Genomic DNA, 19834 nt, shown 5'->3' with positions numbered 1-19834 from the left:
GCAGCTCCGGCGGTGTTTTACGTCAACTATCCTTTTGATAAAAATCGCACTGATATCCATCTCCGCGGATCAGGATGCCCGTCATCCAGTCCGGAGATCTGCTCATGATGCCGCAGAGGCTCTGCACAGAGACCTCCGGGCTGCATTCGATGATCACCTCATCATGGACATGTCCGACGATCTGGCAGAAGGACAGGTTCCTCATAGCAAAGCACAGGAGATCCCGGGAGATTGCCTGAACGATGTTCTCCACGAATTTCGGACCGTAAGATTCGATCCTTTCCCATTTTTTTGTGGTGCCGATTCCTTCATAGGTGACGGATTCTCCGCCGAAACGGTTTTCTCCAATACAGGGTTTTACGTAGGAGAGCTGCCGGCCGGAGGGAAGGATGATGAAGAGCATGCCGCTTTTGTAGGAGAAGCGTATGCCGCGGACTTCGGTCGTGATACGCTGCCGGACTGTTGTCTTTACGGCATTATCTACATCCCACCAGAACTGTACGATGTTTGGATTAGCTTGACGCCAGGCGCTGACCAACGGCTGAAGTTCTTCTTCCTGAAGACCATTATCCAGGGCACCCATGGATTTCAGGGCGCCGACAGATCCGCCGTATCCGAGGGCAAGTTCAGCGATTTTGCCTTTTTGGCGGAGATGACTGTTGATACCGTGTTTTTCCACGGGAACGCCGAACATCTGAGAGGCAGAAGCGCAGTAAATGTCCTTTCCTTCAGCAAATACTTTAGAACGCCATTTTTCACCGGCGATATGCGCGAGGACTCTGGCTTCTATGGCAGAGTAATCGCTGACAATGAACTTGTATCCTGGCTTTGGGATAAAAGCCGTGCGGATCAGCTGCGAGAGCGTGTCCGGGATGTCGTTGTAAAGAAGGTTCATGGTATCGTAATCTCCGGAACGGACAAGGGCGCGGGCTTCTGCGAGATCCGGGATGTGGTTCTGCGGAAGGTTCTGCAGCTGGATCAGACGGCCGGCCCATCTGCCGGAACGATTGGCACCGTAGAACTGAAACATGCCGTGGGCACGTCCGTCAGAGCACATGACGTTCTGCATGGCCTGATATTTCCGGACGGAGGATTTCGCAAGCTGGAGGCGGAGTTTCAGGGCTTCTGTAACATTACCATCCATATTGCCAATGGAATCTTTGACAAACTTCGCAACTTCTTTCTTGCCGAGTGATTCCATTTCAACGCCCCGATCGGAGAGCCATTCCTTCATTTGCTGAACGCTGTTCGGATTATCAATCCCTGTGATATCTTGCATTTTTGACATGAGGGAAGCTCTGGATCTTTCATCAAAGGCGATGGCATTCGATACGAATTCTGGGTCAATCATGATGCCGCGGTCATTGATTTCCTGATCCAGGTGATATTCATCCCAGACAAAATCAGGGACAGGGAAACGTGCGAGTTTCTGCTTGATTGCCATTTCCACTTCCACATCACGGCGGTTGTATTCCTTAAAGAGGACCCATTTTTCACTGTCATGCTGAGGAAGGTTCCGGGTGCGTCCGCCGTTTGCCTTGGTAGGTTTGCATGGCTTGCAGAAATAGCGGATCAGGTCTTTGCCTTCCTTCAGCTTTTGATCCTGTAATTTCAGGACAGCACCGACGCTTTCCAGTGAGAGAGGAAGCCCCATGTATGCGGACCATATCATGGTACATTTCCATGAGGAAGGATCCAGATATTTTGAGGCCGGATCCTTAGTGATGCTGTATCCGCGGAAGTGTTCCGGGCAATGCCGCTTCAGCCAGTTGGAGAGGCAGATACGCTCGAAGGAAGCGTTGAAAGCCCATTTGGTTATATTTTCATCAGATAGTGCTGCAAGGATTTCTTCCGGAATGGTATCGCCGCAGGCCAGGTCATATACCTTGACGGGTCCGCCATTCACGGAGACTCCGAAGAGCAGTATCTCAAAATGATCAGACTCAGCATATTTGTATGCACCGCATTTGGTGATATCAATATCGCTGTAAGTCTCCAGGTCGATTGACATTTCTTTGATTTCCATAGTAAATATTCCTTTATTTGAGAAAGGCAGCAGGCATGAAAACCCGCTGCCGTTTGTATTTTATTCTTCCGGTATCGGTTCGTTTTCCTTCTTGTACCGGAGAAGACTGTAGCTGATATCGGCAAGAGATTTACGGATTTCTTCATGCCATTCCGGCGTTTCATCTTCATAGGCTGTATTGAAACGGTTGATAACCGGATGGCCGCACCAGTTGTTATCCTGAAGATCCTCCATGTGCTCCTGCAGCATCCTGTATTCATTCCAGAGGATAATTACCGGCGCATCCATGGCCAGAAGGCGTGTAAATCTGGCATTCCTCATACGGATGCGGTTCAGAAGATAAAGGATATCGTAAAGGGTATCGAAGTCTTCTGTATTCATGACGATATCATCAACCTCAATTTCGGTCAGAGATACATCCGGAAGATCCAGAGACTGGCGGTAATAGCAGACTGCTTCTGATCCATACAGGTAGAACTTTGGAAGTTTGCTACTGTTCTTCGTGTTTTCGATGAGCCGTAATCCATCGGCATCCGGGAGCAGGAACTTCCGGTTGATCAGAAGATCCACAGCGATTTCCCTTTGGGAGACTGTCATATCATTCAGGGCGCTGCGGAGAATGACTGGCTTGATAAGTGTAATGTTTTTCATATTGTGTTCCTTTCTTAAGGAGGCAGCGGCAGCCATGTTTTGATGACTGCCGCCGGATTGAGTGTTGCAGGTTGTCCGATTAGTTCAGGAAATCATCATCGTCTTCGGTATCGAAATCATCCTCAGCCCTGGACTTTCCGCCAAGAGGTTCGCCGTCGCGGATCTTCTGAAGGTTGTTCAGTCCGCAGGCAATGCCTTTGTTTCCGTTGGTGTTGAAGGCATACAGATTGATGCTGGCTCTGCCGTACACGCCGGAATATACTTCGGAACGGTCGATGATCTGCTGTCTGTCTGCGTCTACAATACCGGGCGCTGTGGAAGAGTTGGCGTTGATGAAATAGGCGTTGGCGTAGACTGGATCATCGGGTCTTTCCAGGTCGCCGTCACGGAGCGGAGTCTTCAGGGTGGACAGTGCCGGGACGGATTTGCTGTTGCCTTTCAGTTTGCTCTGGCCTTCTTCATAAGCTGCCTGGATGGCGGCCTTGATCTTGTTGATGGTCGCGGTATCCGATTTCGGAATGATGAGGCTGACGCTGTATTTCGGTGTTCCGCCGTTGATGGATTTCGGATCCCAGACGTTCGCGTAGGACCATCTGGTGTTTACGCCTGTGATAACTTTTGTGGGATTAACAAATTTTGCCATGATATTTTTCTCCTTTATTCTTGAAAGTCTTCGATTGCTGTGTTTATTGCCGGCCGTTTATCGGTGTCCGGCACCAGTGTCGGCTTGCCGGGCGGTTTCGTGATAAGACCGCCGAGAAGCTCTTCAAATCTCTTCTTCCCGAGAAGGGAAGTCATTGCCGTGATCCCGAGAAGTTTCTTCTCATAAGGGTCGAATCCATTGTTTGTGACGGCTTCTGCTACGGCGGCTTCATCTGTGAAACGTCTTGTGGATCTGCCTTCAACTACCTTGAAGCCCGGGTACTTTGTTCCGCTTAAGGCTGACTGAAGGGCGAATTCCTTTACGTCTCCGGCCCATGCGATGAGTTCGTCAATCCGGGGGAGGATGGCAGAAATCTCTGCCTGATCCAGATTTACCGGCATCTCAAAATCATATTTTGCAAGTTCCAGATTGTATTCCGCACGCTTGCGGCAGGTAGCCTTGACTGCGCAGAACTGGCAGTGATCTCCGGCATGGAAGTCGCCCTCGCCTTTGATGGCAAGTTCTGCTGCCGGTTTCAGCACGTTCTCAGCCCATGCAAGCAGGTCGGCTTTGCTGATGTCCCAGAAACTGATATTTTCGCGGCGGGGCTGGAAGATCGTCATACGGACTTCTTCTATATCATAGATGCCGTCGTAGATATCCAGGGCTCCGAGGGCGTAACACATCATCTGAGGATTGTTCTCAGCTGCTACGAGAATTCCGACGCCGTATTTGAAATCAATGATATGAAGGATCTTATCAGCAACGATCAGGCAGTCGCCGGTTCCGAAGCCTTCCGGTACCCATCTGGAAAAGTCCAGCCGCTGTTCGATCAGGATCTGAGGATCGCTGCAGAGGGTTTTTGCTTTCTGCAGCTGTTCACAAACGTAGGAACAATATTGGTCAGAGCAGTCATCCATCTCTGTATCAAAGTAGTCCAGGTTCTCCGTGGGATCAGGGGAATCGCGTCCCAGGGCTTTCAAGACCTTGTACTCACAGAGTGCATGGGCGTCAGTACCCTGCTGGGCGTATGAACTGGACTTGTTGGCTTCCTTTGCGCAGAGTTTCGCGCTTGGTGGACAGGCAAGCCAGCGGTGTGACGATGATGCTGAGAGGATTGCATGTTTACCCGGCATTTCCGATTCCCTTCATTTCAGCTGCAAGAGCCGCATAGTTTCTGGGGTCTACATCGGTAAGGCTTCCACCGTTGCCGTACTTTCTGACCAGGTTTCTGACATCCACTTTATAGATGCCGTCTGCCTCATTGGCTTTCGCTGCAAGCATGGCTCTGATCTCTTCCTTTGAATACGTTTTCTCTGGTTTTGATTCGGGCTGCTTTGCTTCCGGGGCTGCCGGTTCCTCTGTGGGAGGAAGTGGCTTTGCCGGAGCGGCTGAAGGGTCATTGTCAGATGAATAGAACGCTTTTAGTGCCCTGGCCGTCTCTGTTAGTGTTTCGCCGCATTCGATCAGATTGTCCAGCAGCATGGACAGTTCATTCATTTTGCTCATCTTGTCTTTCTCCTTCCGTCATGATCAGGCCTGCGAGGCGCTTAGCGATGACACTGATGATGATCAGGAAATCCGAGATTTCTTCATCCGTCGGCATGCTGCGCCTGCTAGGTCTTGTGTCTGGTTGACTCTGCATTCTCTTTGCCTCCTTGTCTGTATTTTTCTGAGCGGCTGTGTGCCTCTCTGGTGCTGTAAGGAGTTTTGGCAGCGAATTTTTTGTGACTTCCGAGGGAATTTTTTCGGAAGCCGCCGCCGGATTTACTCCTCTGATGTCGTAAGGAGTTTGGAACGGCAGATTTTTGAATTGGATTTTGGATTTTCTGTGGAATGCGTTTCGCGCTTATAAAAGGGAAGAGATTTCAAACGGGGATTTTTCTAAAAATTTTTTGATCAGGTCAAAAAACAGGTAACCGAAACTCCTTGGATCAATAGAAGGCGGTCAGAGCGCCTTACTACTGTCGAAGGGAGAACGGTCCAATGGAATATGAAAAAGATGTTTTTACGAGTGGCGCATGCCGGTGGCGAAGATGCCGGCAGGAACAGAATTTAAGACAGGAGGCATAGCGAATGCGATTGATTTTGCATACAGCCAATGTAGTTTCCGACACGAAGAACTGCTTTTATCCGAACAGGGTGGAAGTAACTTCCGCGGAGGAACTGCATGAGGCGGCGAAGTTTGATCATGTGTGCGCAGAATACCGGAAAGATTACCGCAGCAAGAATAATTTTGTGAAGTCGAATGTTCTGGTGATGGATTGTGACAACGACCATTCTGAGGATCCAAAAGAGTGGATGACAGAGGAAAAGCTGGCGGAGCTTCTGCCGGATGTATCCTATGCGATTGCCTACAGCCGGAATCATATGAAGGAAAAGGACGGCAGGGGTGCCAGACCTAAGTTTCATGTGTATTTCGAGATCGAGGAAACGGAGGATCCGGATTATTATGCGGCGCTGAAGGCGGCGGTTCATGAGAAGTATCCTTTTTTTGACGGGAATGCCCTGGATGCGGCAAGGTTCATTTTCGGCGCGGATACCGGAGCGTGCATTTGGCATGAAGGGTGGCTGAACATTGATGAAGAGGTGTCTGTGGATCCTTCCTATGAGGAAGAAGGGGAGATGCCGGTGGGTTCCGGCCCGATTACAGAGGGAAGACGCAACAATTCTATGAGCCATTTTGCTGGCAGGGTTCTGAAAAAGTATGGGATTACGGATAAGGCGAAGGATGCTTTTCTGGAACATGCGAAGCGGTGTGATCCGCCGTTGGAGGAATCTGAGCTGAATACGATCTGGGCAAGTGCGGTGCGGTTTTATAAGAAAACAGTCATGATACAGCCGGGCTATGTGCCGCCGGAGGAATATAACGCTGAGTTTGGTTCCTTAAAGCCTGAGGACTATTCGGATATCGGAGAGGCGCGAGTGTTGGTCAGGGAATATGCCGGCGAGCTTCTTTATACGGATGCGACAGAGTTCTTAAGTTATGACGGGGGCTGTTGGAGAGAAAACAGGCAGAAGGCGGTCGGAACTGTGGAAGAGTTTTTGGATATGCAGCTTGTGGATTCCAGATCCCAGTATTCGGCAGCGATGCAGGCGCTTATCTCCGGAGGTATTCCGGAGCAGGCTGTAAGAACCGGCGGGAAGGCTTTGGAGAAGCTGATTTCCCCGGAACTGAATGATGCTTATAAGGAATATCTGGCGGCAAAAGCTTATTACGCTTTCGTGATGAAGTACAGGAATTACAAGAATATCGTCAACACGCAGAATGCGGCGAAGCCTATGGTTGCGACAGATATCAACCTGTTTGACGCGCAGGAGAATTACCTGAATACGCCGGAAGCAACTTATGACCTGAAGAAGGGGATAGAAGGCGCGAGGGCCCATAATTCAGCGGATCTTCTGACGAAGATTACGAATGTGTCGCCGGGGGATAAGGGAAAAGACTTGTGGGAAAATGCCCTGCAGGTATTCTTCTGTAAAGATCAGGATCTGATTGATTATGTGCAGGAGACGGTGGGACTTGCGGCGATTGGAAAGGTATATGAGGAGGCTCTCATTATTGCGTATGGGGAAGGGCGGAACGGTAAATCTACCTTCTGGAATACGGTGTCGAGAGTGCTTGGTACCTATTCCGGGGCGATTTCCGCCGATGCCCTGACGGCTGGCTGCAGGAGAAATGTAAAACCGGAGATTGCGGAGCTGAAGGGAAAGCGTCTCATCATCGCGGCAGAGTTGGAAGAAGGGATGAGATTGTCAACTTCCATCCTGAAACAGCTGTGCTCCACGGATCAGATCCGGGGTGAGAAGAAGTTCAAAGATCCTTTTGATTTTGTCCCTTCACACACAGTAGTGCTTTATACGAACCATCTGCCGAAGGTCAGCGCATCCGATGACGGGACCTGGCGAAGGCTGATCGTGATTCCGTTCCATGCAAAGATCGAAGGTAATTCAGATATCAAGAATTACTCGGATTATCTATATGAGCACGCCGCGCCGGCCATCATGAGCTGGATCATTGAGGGTGCAAGGAAGGTGATCGGGCATGACCACAAGACGACAAAACCGAAGGTGGTTGTGGATGCCATTGCTGCTTATCGCGGGATGAATGACTGGATGGGCATTTTCCTGGAGGAATGCTGCGAGGTCGGTGACGGACTGGAGTATAAGTCTGGGGAACTGTATGAAGAGTTCCGTGCTTACTGCCTGCGTACCGGAGAGTATCAGCGTACAAATGCGGATTTTGTTTTGGAATTGGAGAAGAGAGGATTTACCCGCAAAAAGAAGAAATCCGGCATGTGGGTGCAGGGGCTGCAGGTCAAAGACACAGATTTTGCTGAATGATTATACCGAAAAGGTGCAGGGGTTGCAGGACTATTACCTATATCGCATATAGAGAATTTTTTCAAGAAAAATCCCTATAAGGGGAATATAGAAATGTTCTGCACCCCCTGCACCATAAATTCGATTGATGGAGGAGCTATGAGAGAGAAACAGGTGGAGCAGAAACTGGTTCAGGCCGTAAAGGCCAGAGGTGGGATCTGTCCCAAGTTCGTTTCACCGGGATTTGATGGAATGCCGGATCGGATCGTATTTCTGCCGGGAAGGCATTTTGGATTTGTGGAGGTTAAGGCTCCTGGGAAGATGCCAAGGCCGCTGCAGGTATCCAGGCACAGGCTTATGGAGAAACTTGGATTTTCGGTGTATGTACTTGATGGTCCGGAGAAAATCGGAGGGATTTTAGATGAGATACAAGCCACATGATTATCAGAAATATGCGATCAATTTTATAAAGGAACATCCGATAGCAGCGATCCTGCTGGATATGGGGATGGGCAAGACCAGTATAGTGCTGGCGGCTCTGAATGACCTGATATTTGATCGCTTTGAGGTGTCGAAGGTGCTGATTATAGCGCCGTTAAGGGTCGCAAAACACACCTGGTCAACAGAAATTCAGAAATGGGATCAGCTGAAGGGACTCAGGTACTCCATAGTAATCGGTACAGCGGCAGAGAGGAGGAGCGCCCTTATGGTGGATGCAGATATTTATATCATCAACCGGGAAAACATCCCCTGGCTGATTGAGAATAGCGGCCTGCCTTTTGATTATGACATGGTGGTGATCGATGAGCTGTCATCCTTTAAAAATTGGCAGGCAAAGAGATTTCGGGCATTGATGAAGGTGCGGCCGAAGGTAAAACGGATCGTGGGGCTGACCGGGACGCCTTCTTCCAATGGTTTGATGGATTTATTCGCCGAGTACAAGATCCTGGATATGGGGGAACGCCTGGGAAGATTTATTAGTCAGTACCGGCTGGATTATTTTGTGCCGGATCAGATGAACGGACCCGTTGTGTACAGCTACCGTTTAAGGCCGGGAGCGGACAGGAGAATCTACAACCGGATTTCGGATATTACGATTTCCATGAAGGGAACGGACCATCTGAAGATGCCGGAATTGGTAAATTCAGAATATATGGTCTACATGGATGAGGATGAGTGCAGGAAATATGAGCAGATGAAGCGTGATCTGGTTGTAAGCCTTCCGGGTGGAGAGGTTACAGCTGCGAACGCTGCTTCTTTATCCGGGAAGCTGACGCAGATGGCAAATGGCGCTGTGTATTCAGATGCCGGCGGGATAGAGAATATCCATGACCGGAAACTGGATGCCTTGGAGGATATGATTGAAGCAGCGAATGGAAAGAGTCTTCTGATGGCTTATTGGTATAAGCATGACCTGATACGGATTTCCAGAAGACTGGATGCCCTGGGAGTGCGTTATGAAAAGCTGGATACGGACAAAAGTATCTGTGATTGGAATGCGGGAAGACTGGAGGTTGGGCTGATACATCCGGCTTCTGCGGGACATGGGCTAAACCTGCAGAGTGGCGGGAGTACTCTGGTGTGGTTTGGGATGATATGGAGCCTGGAACTGTATCAGCAGACGATAGCCAGGCTTTGGAGACAGGGACAGGAATCCGGAACTGTGGTGGTACAGCACATCCTGACAGCAGGTACTGTAGATGAGCGGATCATGAAGGCGTTATCCGAAAAAGATGCTACACAGGCCAGACTGATTGATGCAGTGAAGGCGGAGGTGACGGCAGATGACGGGAACTAAGAACCTGGCAGAAGATCCTTATGAGCGGCTGGCGAACGCCATTATTCTGCAGGCTGTCACAGATTATCGAGCGGCGCTAAAGCAGATCAAGCGGAAACCGAAGAATCGGGAGACAATAGATGAAGCCATGAGAGTTGAGAGTTTTTTACGTTCTGGCTGGTACAGTCAGCTGACAACCGTTGACGGAGAATATCTGATTCGAAGACTTCAGGACGAAGTGAAGGAATGAGAGTCAATCAAGGGAGGCAATCCGAGGAGAACTATTTACGGATTTCAATCGGAGGTGGCTTATGGATAAACAGCAGACGGCGGTTAAGAACTTTTTGATGAAAGCGTATTATATGGATGAGCGGATCAACAGCAAGCTGGAGCAGGTAGCTTCCTTGAATGAATTGGCAATAAAGGCAACCTCGACCGTGAGTGACATGCCTGGCAGCCCGAACCGGAACATCCACAAAACAGAGGATATCATTGTGAAGATTCTGGATCTGCAGAGGGAGATCCAGGAGGATGCCAATGAACTTCTGAACCTGAAGCAGGTGATCCGCCGGTGTATCAAGCAGGTGGAAGATCCAGAATGCCAGATTATTTTGGAAGAGAGGTATCTGCGGATGGTGAAATGGGAGCAGATCGCTACAACGCTGAACATGAGCATGAGGAAAGTGTTCCGGCTCCATGACGAGACGCTGAAAAAAATCGTGATCCCTGAAAGTTGGCAGTAAATGCTATAGATGTGCAGTATGGAAGTATGATATAGTTAAGATGGCAAAAATGAAAACAAGCCGTTGCGGAGAAAATCTGCAGCGGCTTTTTCTGTGGAAGAAAGAAGGTGGACAGATGCCGAGAAAACCAAAGAAGCCCTGTGCTTATCCGGGCTGTCCCAACCTGACGGATGGACGGTATTGTCCAGAGCATCAGAGCAAAGTGAACAGCGATTATGAGAAGTATGGCAGAGACAAGAATACCAAGAGAAAGTATGGTCGAGCCTGGAAGAGGATCCGGGATAAGTATGCGGCAGAGCATCCTTTCTGCGAGAGGTGCTTTGAACGAGGGATTCTTGTGGAGACGGAAGAGATCCACCACAAGCTGCCGCTGAGTGAAGGCGGCACTCATGACCGGAGAAATCTGATCGCGTTGTGCAAGTCGTGCCATTCCCGTGAGCACGCCGAGAGGGGAGATCGGTGGAGAAAAGCCCGGTAGGGGCGGGTAAAATCTCCACGGGAACAGCCTCCGGGGAACGGTGCGGGGGTGTCACGCACAAAAATGAGAAATCAAAGGGGGAATTATCCCCTGCAAGTCTGGGGTTCCCGCGAAGCTTGCTTCGTGGGGAGAGGACGAGCAGCGGAATGAACGAGCTTCTGAGCTTGCGAGGACGAGGAGGTGAGAGGAATATGGCGAAAGATGGAACGATGCGCGGCGGCGCCAGGGTAGGATCCGGCAGAAAATCCAAAGCGCTGACGGAAAAGATCGGCAGCGGGCTGGCGGCATCGGTCATTGACCTTCCGGAGCCGGAAGAGATCAGCGGCGAGGATGTGCCTCCGGTGAAGGAGTTTCTAAAGGCTTCCCAGAAAAGCGGCATTGATCTCTGCGCGGAGGATGTGTTCCGGTCTACGTTCCTCTGGCTGAAGGAGCGGGGGTGTGACCGGCTGGTGAATACCCAGCTGATTGAGCAGTATGCCATGTCGGTATCCCGGTGGGTGCAGTGCGAAACCTGTATCTCTGAATACGGCTTTCTGGCGAAGCATCCGACCACAGGGGCGGCGATCACATCACCGTATGTGACCATGAGCCAGAACTATTTGAAGCAGGTAAATCAGTGCTGGTACCAGATCTATCAGATTGTGAAGGAAAACTGCTCCGTGGAGTACGGCGGCGCCAATCCTCACGATGACCTGATGGAGCATCTGCTGTCGGCACGGAAACGGGGATAGGAGGACTTGGATGAAGTATATAAGAAAAAGGCTTTCGGAATTAAAGCCGTATGAGAATAATCCGAGGATCAATGATGAGGCGGTGGACGATGTTGCGGAGAGCATCCGGCAGTGTTCCTACATCGCACCGATCGTTATTGACGAGGATGGTGTGATCCTGGCGGGGCATACAAGGTATAAGGCACTGAAAAAGCTGGGATATCAGGAGTGTGAAGCAGTCGTTGTTTCTGATCTGACGGAAGAACAGAAGAAAAAGTACCGTCTGTATGACAACAAAACGGCGGAGATGGCTTCCTGGGATCAGAAGAAGCTTTCAGTGGAATTGTGTGATGTGGATTTTCAGGGATATGATTTCGGACAGCCTGAGATTGCGATTCCTGATGATGAAACGGAAGAGACAGGCCCTAAGACGATGACCTGTCCCTGCTGCGGGGAGGTGTTCGATGTATGAAGCTTCAGAGATTAAAGCTGGCTGACATAGAACCGTATAAGAACAATCCGAGAAAAAACGATGCCGCGGTGAATGCTGTTGCGGAAAGCATCCGTCAGTGCGGTTATATTGCGCCGATCATTGTGGATGAGGATCATGTGATCATCGCTGGCCATACCAGATACAAGGCGCTGGTTGCTCTGAGTATGGATGATGTGGAATGCCTGATCTGCGATGGACTGACGGAGGAACAGAAAAAGAAATACCGGTTTCTGGATAACAAGACCGGCGAAAAAGCGGCATGGGATCTTATGAAATTGGAAGTCGAACTGGAAGGACTGGATCTGGAAGGGTTCGACTTTTTTGGTATGGCTGTCAACCTGCCTGTGGACGGAGATGGCACTGGAATCAATAAGGAACTGACAGGATCCACGGAACTTGATACGGAGGTGTTTGGGGATGAAGAGTTCAAATATGAATGCCCAAACTGCGGTTTCCGGTTCAACTGAGTTTCCATGGAAGTGGAGCCTGTCGGAGCTGGAGAAAAGACCGAAGCATGGGCATACTGTGTTTTCCTGTTTTTCCTGCGGTGGCGGTTCCTCGATGGGATACAAGTTGGCGGGATATGATGTCGTGGGCAGTTGTGAGATTGATCCCGATATGATGAAGGTTTATAAGCAGAACAATCATCCGAAGCATTCATTTCTTATGGATGTCAGGGATTTTCTGAAATTGCCGGATGAAAAGATTCCGGAAGAGTTATTCCGTCTGGATGTGCTGGACGGTTCGCCGCCCTGCTCCGTGTTTTCCACGGCTGGAGCCAGGGAAGAAGGATGGAACACGGAAAAGGTATTCCGGGAAGGACAGGCAAAGCAGCGGCTGGATGATCTGTTCCTTTATTTCATAGCGATAGCGAAGAGGCTTCAGCCGAAGGTTGTGATCGCGGAGAATGTGAAGGGGATCATCATTGGAAATGCCAAGGGCTGGGTCAACCAGATTGTGAAGGGATTTGATGATGCCGGATATGCGGTGCAGATCTTTTTGTTCAATGCGGCAAGGATGGGCGTGCCTCAGAAAAGGGAGCGCGTCTTTTTTATTGCCCATCGGAAAAACCTGAAATATCCGAAGCTGTCTATGGAGTTCCATTCTAAGCCGATCCCGTTTGGGGATGTCCGGGAGCCATATGGCAAGCCGATGGATTCGGACAGTATGCAGGCGAAGCTTCTGAAATACCGGATTCCGACGGACCGGTGTATCGCGGATATCAATGAGCGGGTGCGGAAAGTGAAGAACAACGGTTTTTCCACTCCAATCAACAGGGATGAGGAACCGGTGCAGACAATCGTTTCCGGCAGCAGCCTTTACCGGATGTGCGACGGCCTGCTGATGACGGATAAGGATATCATCAGCTGCCAGACCTTCCCGCAGGATTATGATTTTATGGGCCAGAGTGTCCAGTATATCTGCGGCATGAGTGTTCCGCCGGTGATGATGGCGAAAATCTCCGAGCAGGTGTACCGGCAGTGGCTGAAAGGCGGTGATGCGGATGAAGATGCGGAAACTGAAGAAATATAAGCCGACAAAGTTCAAGGCGAAGGATTCCGTTTACGACAAGGAGGCGGCGGATTTTGCCGTGAACTTCATCCAATGTCTCTGTCATACGAAGGGGACTTGGGCGGGAAAGCCGTTTGAACTGATCGACTGGCAGGAGCAGATCATCCGGGATCTGTTCGGAATTCTGAAGCCTAATGGATACCGGCAGTTTAATACCGCGTACATTGAGATCCCGAAGAAGCAGGGGAAATCCGAACTGGCTGCAGCGGTAGCCCTTCTGCTCTGCTGCGGCGATGGAGAGGAACGAGCGGAAGTGTACGGCTGTGCTGCGGATCGGCAGCAGGCATCTATTGTTTTTGAGGTAGCGGCGGATATGGTGCGGATGTGCCCGGCTCTAAATAAGCGGGTGAAGATCCTGGCATCCCAGAAACGGATTATCTATCAGCCGACCAACAGTTTTTATCAGGTGCTGTCTGCGGAGGCCTACAGCAAGCATGGATTCAATATCCATGGAGTGGTCTTTGATGAGCTGCATACCCAGCCTAACCGGAAGCTGTTCGATGTTATGACAAAGGGTTCCGGCGATGCCAGGATGCAGCCTCTGTATTTCCTGATCACCACAGCAGGGACGGATACCAACTCCATCTGCTATGAGACGCACCAGAAGGCAAAGGACATCCTGGAAGGCCGGAAGATCGACCCGACCTTTTATCCGGTGATCTATGGGGCGGATGAGAGTGATGACTGGACTGACCCGAAGGTCTGGAAGAAGGCCAATCCTTCGCTGGATATCACAGTGGGGATGGACAAGGTGAAAGCGGCCTGCGAGTCGGCGAAGCAGAATCCGGGGGAAGAGAATTCCTTCCGGCAGTTGCGGCTGAACCAGTGGGTGAAGCAGGCGGTGCGCTGGATGCCGATGGAGAAATGGGATCAATGCGCTTTTGCTGTGAACGAAGAGGAACTGGAAGGGCGCGTCTGCTACGGCGGCCTAGATCTTTCCTCCACCACGGACATCACGGCGTTTGTCCTGGTATTCCCGCCCCTGGATGAAGAAGACAAGTTCCAACTGCTCCCGTATTTCTGGATTCCGGAAGAGACGCTGGATCTGCGGGTACGCAGGGATCATGTCCCCTATGATGTGTGGGAGCGGCAGGGTTTCCTGCAGACCACGGAGGGGAATGTGGTGCATTACGGATATATTGAGAAGTTCATTGAGCGCCTGGGAGAACGGTTCAACATCCGGGAGATCGCTTTTGACCGGTGGGGCGCCGTGCAGATGGTCCAGAACCTGGAAGGCATGGGATTCACGGTGGTTCCCTTCGGTCAGGGATTTAAGGATATGTCGCCGCCCACCAAGGAACTGATGAAGCTGACATTGGAGCAGAGGATCGCACACGGCGGGCATCCGGTACTGCGGTGGATGATGGACAACATCTTTATCCGTACCGATCCGGCTGGGAACATCAAGGCGGATAAGGAGAAGTCTACGGAGAAGATCGATGGCGCGATCGCGGCGATCATGGGGCTGGACCGGGCGATCCGGTGCGGGAATGATACCAGGGAATCTGTTTACGATACCAGAGGACTGCTGGTGTTTTGATAGGAGGTTTTGATGGGAATTTTAAGCTTGTTTGGATTTGGAAGGAGCAGGGATAAGCCGGAGAACCGGACGTCCGGCAGCGGCTATACCTTCTTTATGGGAGGTAGCACATCCGGGAAGCGGGTGAATGAACGGACGGCCATGCAGATGACGGCGGTGTACTCCTGCGTGAGGATCCTGTCGGAGGCGGTGGCCAGCCTGCCATTACAATTCTATAGATATACTGACGATGGCGGTAAAGAAAAAGCGGTGGAACATCCGCTTTATTTTTTGCTCCACGATGAGCCGAACCCGGAGATGACGTCCTTCGTGTTCCGGGAGACGCTGATGACGCACCTGCTTCTGTGGGGCAATGCCTACGCCCAGATCATCCGGAACGGACGGGGTGAGGTGGTGGCCTTATATCCTCTGATGGCAGACCGGATGTATGTGGATCGGGATGACAAGGGGCAGCTGTACTACGAGTACACCCTGTATTCCGATGACGCGCCTACCATGAAGGGATCCATTGTCCGGCTGTCTCCTTATGAAGTGCTGCATATCCCAGGTCTGGGATTTGACGGACTGGTGGGTTATTCGCCCATTGCTATGGCGAAGAACGCCATCGGCATGGCCATGGCCTGCGAGGAATACGGGGCGAAGTTTTTCGCCAACGGCGCGGCGCCTTCCGGGGTGCTGGAACATCCGGGGACCATCAAGGATCCCAGCCGGGTGCGGGAAAGCTGGCAGAGGACCTTCGGAGGAAGCGGGAACGCCAACAAGGTGGCAGTGCTGGAGGAAGGGATGAAGTACACGCCCATTTCCATCTCGCCGGAGCAGGCGCAGTTCCTGGAAACCAGGAAGTTCCAGCTGGATGAGATTGCCCGGATCTTCCGGGTGCCGCCCCATATGATCGGGGACCTGGAAAAGTCGTCCTTCAACAACATCGAGCAGCAGTCCCTGGAATTCGTGAAATATACCCTGGATCCCTGGGTGTCCCGGTGGGAGCAGTCCATGGTGCGCTCGCTGCTGTCCAGGGAAGAGAAATCAAAGTATTTCATTAAGTTCAATGTGGACGGCCTGCTTCGTGGGGACTACCAGAGCCGGATGAACGGATACGCCACGGCAAGGCAGAATGGCTGGATGAGCGCCAACGATATCCGGGAACTGGAAAACCTGGACCGGATCCCGGCGGAGCAGGGCGGGGATCTGTACCTGATCAACGGGAACATGACGAAGCTTGCGGATGCCGGGCTGTTTGGAACAGGCCAGCAGGGGATGCCTGCAGGGGCGGATGATTTTGCAAGGAAAGGAGTAGAGATCCGATGAAGAAATTTTGGAACTGGAAAAGCAGAAAGATCCGGGATCAGGATTCCGGTGAGGAAAGGACTGAAAGGGTGCTGTTCCTGAATGGAACCATCGCGGAAGAGAGCTGGTATGACGATGAAGTCACGCCGGCTCTTTTTAAGGAGGAGCTGATGGCGGGGAGCGGCGATATCACGGTATGGATCAACAGCCCCGGAGGGGACTGCGTGGCCGCGGCGCAGATCTACAACATGCTGATGGATTATAAGGGAAATGTCACGGTAAAGATCGATGGGATCGCGGCATCTGCCGCAAGCGTGATCGCCATGGCAGGCACAAAGGTATTGATTTCGCCGGTGGGGATGCTGATGATCCATAACCCGGCGACCATCGCCTGGGGGGATTCCGGGGAGATGCGGAAGGCCATTGAGATGCTGGAAAGCGTGAAGGATTCCATTATCAACGCCTATGAGATCAAGACCTGCCTGTCCCGGACAAAGCTGTCCCACATGATGGACGCGGAGACCTGGATGGATGCCGGGAAAGCGGTGGAACTTGGCTTTGCTGATGAGATTCTGGGAAGGGCAGAACTGCCGGAGGATATGGAGCCGCCTGCGGTATCCATGCTTTATTCCGAAGCCGCCGCGGTCAATTCCTTAATGGATAAGATTGCGGCAAAGTGCAGGACAAAACCGAAAACTGAACCGATGGGCCGCAGCGTAGACAGCCTCTACGAGCGGCTGAATTTATTGAAGAATTAGAAGGAGGACATGACCATGACGATTTTAGAACTGAGAGAAAAGAGGGCAAAGGCGTGGAAGGCAGCGAAAGCCTTCCTGGATTCCCACAGGAATGAAAAAGGTGTGCTGTCTGCGGAGGATGACGCCGCCTATACCCGCATGGAGCAGGAGATCACAGATCTGGGGAAAGAGATCGCCCGGATGGAGCGGCAGGAAGCCTTTGAGAGGGAACTGTCCCAGCCGGTGAATACGCCCCTGACCGGGCGTCCGGCATCCGGCGGCGCGGGAAAGGAAAAGACCGGCCGCGCTTCGGAGGAATACAGGACGAACTTCTGGAATGCCATGCGCTCCAAGGTGCCGCTTCCCAGCGTGGTCAACGCTTTGGAGGAAGGGACGGACTCCGAGGGCGGGTATCTGGTGCCGGATGAGTATGAGCGTACCCTGGTGGAAGCCCTGGAAGAAGAAAACGTGTTCCGCCAGCTGGCAAACGTGATCCGTACTTCCAGCGGCGACCGGAAGATCCCGGTGGTGGCAACCAAAGGGACGGCCTCCTGGATCGATGAGGAAGGGGCGTACACGGAGAGCGATGATTCCTTCGGGCAGGTATCCATCGGGGCTTATAAGGTAGGTACCATGATCAAGGTATCCGAGGAACTTTTAAACGACAGCGTCTTTGACCTGGAATCCTATATCGCGAAGGAATTCGCCCGCCGGATCGGGGCGAAGGAGGAAGAGGCCTTTTTTACCGGGGACGGCTCCGGGAAGCCTCTGGGTGTGCTGGCAGCCACCGGCGGGGCGGAGACCGGGGTGACGGCGGCTTCCTCTACAGCCATTACGGCGGATGAGCTGATGGACCTGTTTTATTCCCTGAAATCCCCTTACCGGAAGAAGGCGGTATGGGTGCTGAACGACTCCACCATCAAGGCGGTGCGCAAGCTGAAGGATTCCACGGGGCAGTATCTGTGGCAGCCGTCCCTGATGGCCGGTACGCCGGATACCCTGCTTGGCAGGCCGGTAAAGACCTCCGCCTATATGCCGGTGATTGCGGCGGGGGCGAAGACCATTGCCTTCGGCGATTTCAGCTATTACTGGATCGCGGACCGGCAGGGACGTTCCTTCAAGCGGCTGAACGAACTGTATGCCGCCAACGGCCAGGTGGGCTTCCTTGGCTCCCAGAGGGTGGATGGGAAGCTGGTGCTGTCCGAGGCGGTGAAGGTGCTGGCGCAGAAATCAGGATCTTCCAGCTGATGGCCTGCGGACAGCTTCAGAGGGGTGTGACGGATTCACGCCCCTCTGCCTGACGGGAGGTGAAGGCTATGGTGACGCTGCAGGAAATGAAAAATTATCTTCGGGTGGATGATGATGACGATGATACTTTAATTGAAACTATCATAGCTTCGGCAGAACGGCAGTGCATGGATATCCTGCGTACGGACAGTGAGGAAGAACTGGCATCGGTCCAGAATGGAAAGACAGCTGTGATGTTCACTGCGGCATATTTGTATGAACACCGGGAGGAAGCCGACCACCATGCCCTGAACCTGACGCTCCGCGCCCTGCTCTTCGGCAGCCGGAAGGAGGCGTTCTGATGGAGATTGCTCTTTTGAATGTAAAAGTGACTTTCCAGAAGAATTCCGTGGTTTCGGATGCCATCGGGAACCGGAAGAATGTTTGGGAGGATTATTACACCTGCCATGCCACAGTCAGCGGGGAGAGCGGACAGGAAAAGGCGGCCGCCGGATTGACGGTGGCGGAAGCCGACATTGCTTTTACCGTCCGTTTCTGCAAACGGGCGGCGGAGGTGACGGCGGACGGTTTCCGCATCCTGTTTCAAGGGGAAATCTACAACATCACGGCCGTGGACCATATGAACTATAAGAAGAAAACGCTGAAGTTCCGGTGTGAGAAAGCGAGGCGGTGACCATGGGACAGACGGTACAGATCGGGAAACTGGCGGACGCTGTTATGGAGATGCTGGAAGATTACGCGGACCTGGCCGCGGAGGATGTGAAGCAGGCGGTCCGGGATGCCGGGGAGACGGTAAGGAAGGAGATCCGCGCCAACGCTCCGAAAGATACCGGGGACTATGCCAAAAGCTGGGCGGTGAAAAAGACAAAAGAGACATCCAGCAGCCTGACGCTGACCGTCCATTCCAAAAACCGCTATCAGCTGGCCCATCTGCTGGAGTACGGCCACGCGAAGCGGAACGGAGGCCGGGTGGAGGGCAAAGCCCACATCGCCCCGGCGGAGGAAAAAGGCATCCGGCAGTTGGAGGAAGAGATCGAAAGGAGCCTGAGGGATGGATAAACTTCTGGAAATTTTGAAAAGCGCCTGTTTTCCCTATGCCTATGACCATTTCGCGGAAGGGGAAGCGCCGGATCCGCCCTTTGTCTGTTACCTGCTTCCGGGGAGCGATAACTTTTCTGCGGACGGGAAGGTCTATTACCGGATCAGCGAGGCGCGGGTGGAATTATATACGGATCAGAAGGATTTCGCCGCGGAGGGAAAGCTGGAAGACGCTTTGGACGCCTGCGGCATTTTTTATGAGAAATCGGAGACCTGGATCGACAGCGAGAAGCTGTATGAGGTCCTGTATGTGTTTGAAATGCCGATAGACGGGGAAGGCGCATACAGGACGGATAAGGAAATGGAGGGAGCAGGAAATGTCTGCAAAGAAGAATAAGGTAAAATTTAATATCTGCAACGTGCATTACGCGTTGATTACGGTGGATGAAGACGGGGAAGTCACTTTCGGGACGCCGGTGGCTATGCCGGGCGCGGTATCCCTGTCCTTGGAACCCAACGGCGAGCCGTCCAATTTTTACGCGGATGGGTACGCCTATTATACAATCTC

Annotated in this window: 25 protein-coding genes; 19 read left to right on the top strand and 6 right to left on the bottom strand. The window is 52.1% G+C overall.

What is annotated here, in order from left to right; translation table 11 throughout:
- Positions 1-22 precede the first annotated feature (22 nt).
- The 6 genes from FGQ85_RS13000 to FGQ85_RS18415 all read right to left on the bottom strand — a co-directional run bounded on the left by FGQ85_RS13000 (position 23) and on the right by FGQ85_RS18415 (position 4965).
- The gene (locus FGQ85_RS13000) at positions 23-2020 is read right to left on the bottom strand and encodes a DNA polymerase (protein WP_347563101.1); all 1998 of its coding nucleotides are present in this window, start codon (positions 2018-2020) and stop codon (positions 23-25) included.
- Positions 2021-2086: 66 nt separating this feature from the next.
- Positions 2087-2677 carry a hypothetical protein gene (locus FGQ85_RS12995; protein WP_138373655.1) on the bottom strand — a complete coding sequence of 197 codons (591 nt, stop codon included), beginning with the start codon at positions 2675-2677 and terminating at the stop codon, positions 2087-2089.
- Between the two features lie 79 nt (positions 2678-2756).
- Positions 2757-3320, bottom strand: a complete 564-nt coding sequence (locus FGQ85_RS12990; RefSeq protein ID WP_138373654.1) for a DUF2815 family protein — start codon at positions 3318-3320, stop codon at positions 2757-2759.
- Between the two features lie 14 nt (positions 3321-3334).
- Positions 3335-4456: a DUF2800 domain-containing protein gene (locus FGQ85_RS12985; protein ID WP_138373653.1), complete on the bottom strand. Its 1122-nt coding sequence runs from the start codon at positions 4454-4456 to the stop codon at positions 3335-3337.
- Entirely contained in the window at positions 4446-4829 is a 384-nt protein-coding gene (locus tag FGQ85_RS12980; RefSeq protein ID WP_138373652.1) for a hypothetical protein, read from the bottom strand. Before FGQ85_RS12980 ends, FGQ85_RS12985 begins: the two co-directional genes overlap by 11 nt.
- Positions 4813-4965, bottom strand: coding sequence for a hypothetical protein (locus FGQ85_RS18415; protein WP_159431644.1), 153 nt, complete (start codon positions 4963-4965; stop codon positions 4813-4815). Before FGQ85_RS18415 ends, FGQ85_RS12980 begins: the two co-directional genes overlap by 17 nt.
- Before the next feature lie 431 nt (positions 4966-5396).
- Between FGQ85_RS18415 and FGQ85_RS12975 the strand changes: the two genes are divergently transcribed.
- The 19 genes from FGQ85_RS12975 to FGQ85_RS12885 all read left to right on the top strand — a co-directional run.
- On the top strand, positions 5397-7664 hold the full coding sequence (locus FGQ85_RS12975) for a phage/plasmid primase, P4 family (RefSeq protein WP_138373651.1): 2268 nt from the start codon (positions 5397-5399) through the stop codon (positions 7662-7664).
- A gap of 138 nt (positions 7665-7802) precedes the next feature.
- Positions 7803-8084 (top strand): VRR-NUC domain-containing protein, encoded by a 282-nt coding sequence (locus FGQ85_RS12970; RefSeq protein ID WP_138373650.1) that lies wholly within the window; start codon positions 7803-7805, stop codon positions 8082-8084.
- Positions 8065-9441 (top strand): DEAD/DEAH box helicase, encoded by a 1377-nt coding sequence (locus tag FGQ85_RS12965; RefSeq protein WP_138373649.1) that lies wholly within the window; start codon positions 8065-8067, stop codon positions 9439-9441. Before FGQ85_RS12970 ends, FGQ85_RS12965 begins: the two co-directional genes overlap by 20 nt.
- Complete coding sequence (locus FGQ85_RS12960; RefSeq protein WP_138373648.1) at positions 9428-9670, top strand: hypothetical protein; 243 nt, start codon at positions 9428-9430, stop codon at positions 9668-9670. The genes FGQ85_RS12965 and FGQ85_RS12960 overlap by 14 nt, the downstream gene beginning before the upstream one ends.
- Positions 9671-9731: 61 nt before the next feature.
- Entirely contained in the window at positions 9732-10163 is a 432-nt protein-coding gene (locus FGQ85_RS12955) for a DUF1492 domain-containing protein (RefSeq protein WP_138373647.1), read from the top strand.
- A gap of 115 nt (positions 10164-10278) precedes the next feature.
- Positions 10279-10641, top strand: a complete 363-nt coding sequence (locus FGQ85_RS12950) for an HNH endonuclease signature motif containing protein (RefSeq protein WP_072526149.1) — start codon at positions 10279-10281, stop codon at positions 10639-10641.
- A 191-nt stretch (positions 10642-10832) separates the two neighbouring features.
- Entirely contained in the window at positions 10833-11372 is a 540-nt protein-coding gene (locus FGQ85_RS12945) for a P27 family phage terminase small subunit (protein ID WP_138373646.1), read from the top strand.
- Positions 11373-11382: 10 nt separating this feature from the next.
- A complete protein-coding gene (locus tag FGQ85_RS12940) occupies positions 11383-11823 on the top strand; it encodes a ParB N-terminal domain-containing protein (protein ID WP_138373645.1) in 441 nt (146 codons plus the stop codon).
- On the top strand, positions 11820-12311 hold the full coding sequence (locus FGQ85_RS12935; protein ID WP_138373644.1) for a ParB N-terminal domain-containing protein: 492 nt from the start codon (positions 11820-11822) through the stop codon (positions 12309-12311). Before FGQ85_RS12940 ends, FGQ85_RS12935 begins: the two co-directional genes overlap by 4 nt.
- On the top strand, positions 12262-13377 hold the full coding sequence (gene dcm, locus FGQ85_RS12930) for a DNA (cytosine-5-)-methyltransferase (protein ID WP_207670233.1): 1116 nt from the start codon (positions 12262-12264) through the stop codon (positions 13375-13377). The genes FGQ85_RS12935 and dcm overlap by 50 nt, the downstream gene beginning before the upstream one ends.
- The gene (locus FGQ85_RS12925) at positions 13355-14956 is read left to right on the top strand and encodes a terminase TerL endonuclease subunit (protein WP_243128564.1); all 1602 of its coding nucleotides are present in this window, start codon (positions 13355-13357) and stop codon (positions 14954-14956) included. Before dcm ends, FGQ85_RS12925 begins: the two co-directional genes overlap by 23 nt.
- A gap of 12 nt (positions 14957-14968) precedes the next feature.
- Positions 14969-16264, top strand: a complete 1296-nt coding sequence (locus FGQ85_RS12920) for a phage portal protein (RefSeq protein WP_138373642.1) — start codon at positions 14969-14971, stop codon at positions 16262-16264.
- Positions 16261-17001, top strand: coding sequence for a head maturation protease, ClpP-related (locus FGQ85_RS12915; protein ID WP_138373641.1), 741 nt, complete (start codon positions 16261-16263; stop codon positions 16999-17001). The genes FGQ85_RS12920 and FGQ85_RS12915 overlap by 4 nt, the downstream gene beginning before the upstream one ends.
- Positions 17002-17016: 15 nt before the next feature.
- Positions 17017-18228 carry a phage major capsid protein gene (locus FGQ85_RS12910; RefSeq protein WP_138373640.1) on the top strand — a complete coding sequence of 404 codons (1212 nt, stop codon included), beginning with the start codon at positions 17017-17019 and terminating at the stop codon, positions 18226-18228.
- A gap of 68 nt (positions 18229-18296) precedes the next feature.
- A complete protein-coding gene (locus FGQ85_RS12905; RefSeq protein ID WP_138373639.1) occupies positions 18297-18569 on the top strand; it encodes a head-tail connector protein in 273 nt (90 codons plus the stop codon).
- Complete coding sequence (locus FGQ85_RS12900; protein WP_138373638.1) at positions 18569-18901, top strand: phage head closure protein; 333 nt, start codon at positions 18569-18571, stop codon at positions 18899-18901. Before FGQ85_RS12905 ends, FGQ85_RS12900 begins: the two co-directional genes overlap by 1 nt.
- Before the next feature lie 2 nt (positions 18902-18903).
- Entirely contained in the window at positions 18904-19287 is a 384-nt protein-coding gene (locus FGQ85_RS12895; RefSeq protein WP_138373637.1) for an HK97 gp10 family phage protein, read from the top strand.
- Complete coding sequence (locus tag FGQ85_RS12890; RefSeq protein ID WP_243128562.1) at positions 19280-19663, top strand: hypothetical protein; 384 nt, start codon at positions 19280-19282, stop codon at positions 19661-19663. Before FGQ85_RS12895 ends, FGQ85_RS12890 begins: the two co-directional genes overlap by 8 nt.
- Positions 19644-19834, top strand: a 191-nt coding sequence (locus FGQ85_RS12885; RefSeq protein WP_347563100.1) for a major tail protein, incomplete at its 3' end; no start/stop codon positions are given. The genes FGQ85_RS12890 and FGQ85_RS12885, both read left to right, overlap by 20 nt.

This window comes from Pseudoflavonifractor sp. BSD2780061688st1 E11 (assembly GCF_005844125.1).
Taxonomy (GTDB): Bacteria; Bacillota; Clostridia; order Lachnospirales; family Lachnospiraceae; genus Sellimonas; species Sellimonas catena.
The sequence above is the reverse complement of the archived record's forward strand: the minus strand, read 5'-3'. Positions and strand labels throughout refer to the sequence as shown.

Excerpts from the sequence above, each read along its gene's own strand:
- FGQ85_RS12995 (WP_138373655.1), bottom strand. The coding sequence starts at position 2,677 with ATGAAAAACATTACACTTATCAAGCCAGTCATTCTCCGCAGCGCCCTG.
- FGQ85_RS12990 (WP_138373654.1), bottom strand. The coding sequence starts at position 3,320 with ATGGCAAAATTTGTTAATCCCACAAAAGTTATCACAGGCGTAAACACC.
- FGQ85_RS12985 (WP_138373653.1), bottom strand. The coding sequence starts at position 4,456 with ATGCCGGGTAAACATGCAATCCTCTCAGCATCATCGTCACACCGCTGG.
- FGQ85_RS12980 (WP_138373652.1), bottom strand. The coding sequence starts at position 4,829 with ATGAGCAAAATGAATGAACTGTCCATGCTGCTGGACAATCTGATCGAA.
- FGQ85_RS18415 (WP_159431644.1), bottom strand. The coding sequence starts at position 4,965 with ATGCAGAGTCAACCAGACACAAGACCTAGCAGGCGCAGCATGCCGACG.
- FGQ85_RS12975 (WP_138373651.1), top strand. The coding sequence starts at position 5,397 with ATGCGATTGATTTTGCATACAGCCAATGTAGTTTCCGACACGAAGAAC.
- FGQ85_RS12970 (WP_138373650.1), top strand. The coding sequence starts at position 7,803 with ATGAGAGAGAAACAGGTGGAGCAGAAACTGGTTCAGGCCGTAAAGGCC.
- FGQ85_RS12965 (WP_138373649.1), top strand. The coding sequence starts at position 8,065 with ATGAGATACAAGCCACATGATTATCAGAAATATGCGATCAATTTTATA.
- FGQ85_RS12960 (WP_138373648.1), top strand. The coding sequence starts at position 9,428 with ATGACGGGAACTAAGAACCTGGCAGAAGATCCTTATGAGCGGCTGGCG.
- FGQ85_RS12955 (WP_138373647.1), top strand. The coding sequence starts at position 9,732 with ATGGATAAACAGCAGACGGCGGTTAAGAACTTTTTGATGAAAGCGTAT.
- FGQ85_RS12950 (WP_072526149.1), top strand. The coding sequence starts at position 10,279 with ATGCCGAGAAAACCAAAGAAGCCCTGTGCTTATCCGGGCTGTCCCAAC.
- FGQ85_RS12945 (WP_138373646.1), top strand. The coding sequence starts at position 10,833 with ATGGCGAAAGATGGAACGATGCGCGGCGGCGCCAGGGTAGGATCCGGC.
- FGQ85_RS12940 (WP_138373645.1), top strand. The coding sequence starts at position 11,383 with ATGAAGTATATAAGAAAAAGGCTTTCGGAATTAAAGCCGTATGAGAAT.
- FGQ85_RS12935 (WP_138373644.1), top strand. The coding sequence starts at position 11,820 with ATGAAGCTTCAGAGATTAAAGCTGGCTGACATAGAACCGTATAAGAAC.
- dcm (WP_207670233.1), top strand. The coding sequence starts at position 12,262 with ATGAAGAGTTCAAATATGAATGCCCAAACTGCGGTTTCCGGTTCAACT.
- FGQ85_RS12925 (WP_243128564.1), top strand. The coding sequence starts at position 13,355 with ATGCGGAAACTGAAGAAATATAAGCCGACAAAGTTCAAGGCGAAGGAT.
- FGQ85_RS12920 (WP_138373642.1), top strand. The coding sequence starts at position 14,969 with ATGGGAATTTTAAGCTTGTTTGGATTTGGAAGGAGCAGGGATAAGCCG.
- FGQ85_RS12915 (WP_138373641.1), top strand. The coding sequence starts at position 16,261 with ATGAAGAAATTTTGGAACTGGAAAAGCAGAAAGATCCGGGATCAGGAT.
- FGQ85_RS12910 (WP_138373640.1), top strand. The coding sequence starts at position 17,017 with ATGACGATTTTAGAACTGAGAGAAAAGAGGGCAAAGGCGTGGAAGGCA.
- FGQ85_RS12905 (WP_138373639.1), top strand. The coding sequence starts at position 18,297 with ATGGTGACGCTGCAGGAAATGAAAAATTATCTTCGGGTGGATGATGAT.
- FGQ85_RS12900 (WP_138373638.1), top strand. The coding sequence starts at position 18,569 with ATGGAGATTGCTCTTTTGAATGTAAAAGTGACTTTCCAGAAGAATTCC.
- FGQ85_RS12895 (WP_138373637.1), top strand. The coding sequence starts at position 18,904 with ATGGGACAGACGGTACAGATCGGGAAACTGGCGGACGCTGTTATGGAG.
- FGQ85_RS12890 (WP_243128562.1), top strand. The coding sequence starts at position 19,280 with ATGGATAAACTTCTGGAAATTTTGAAAAGCGCCTGTTTTCCCTATGCC.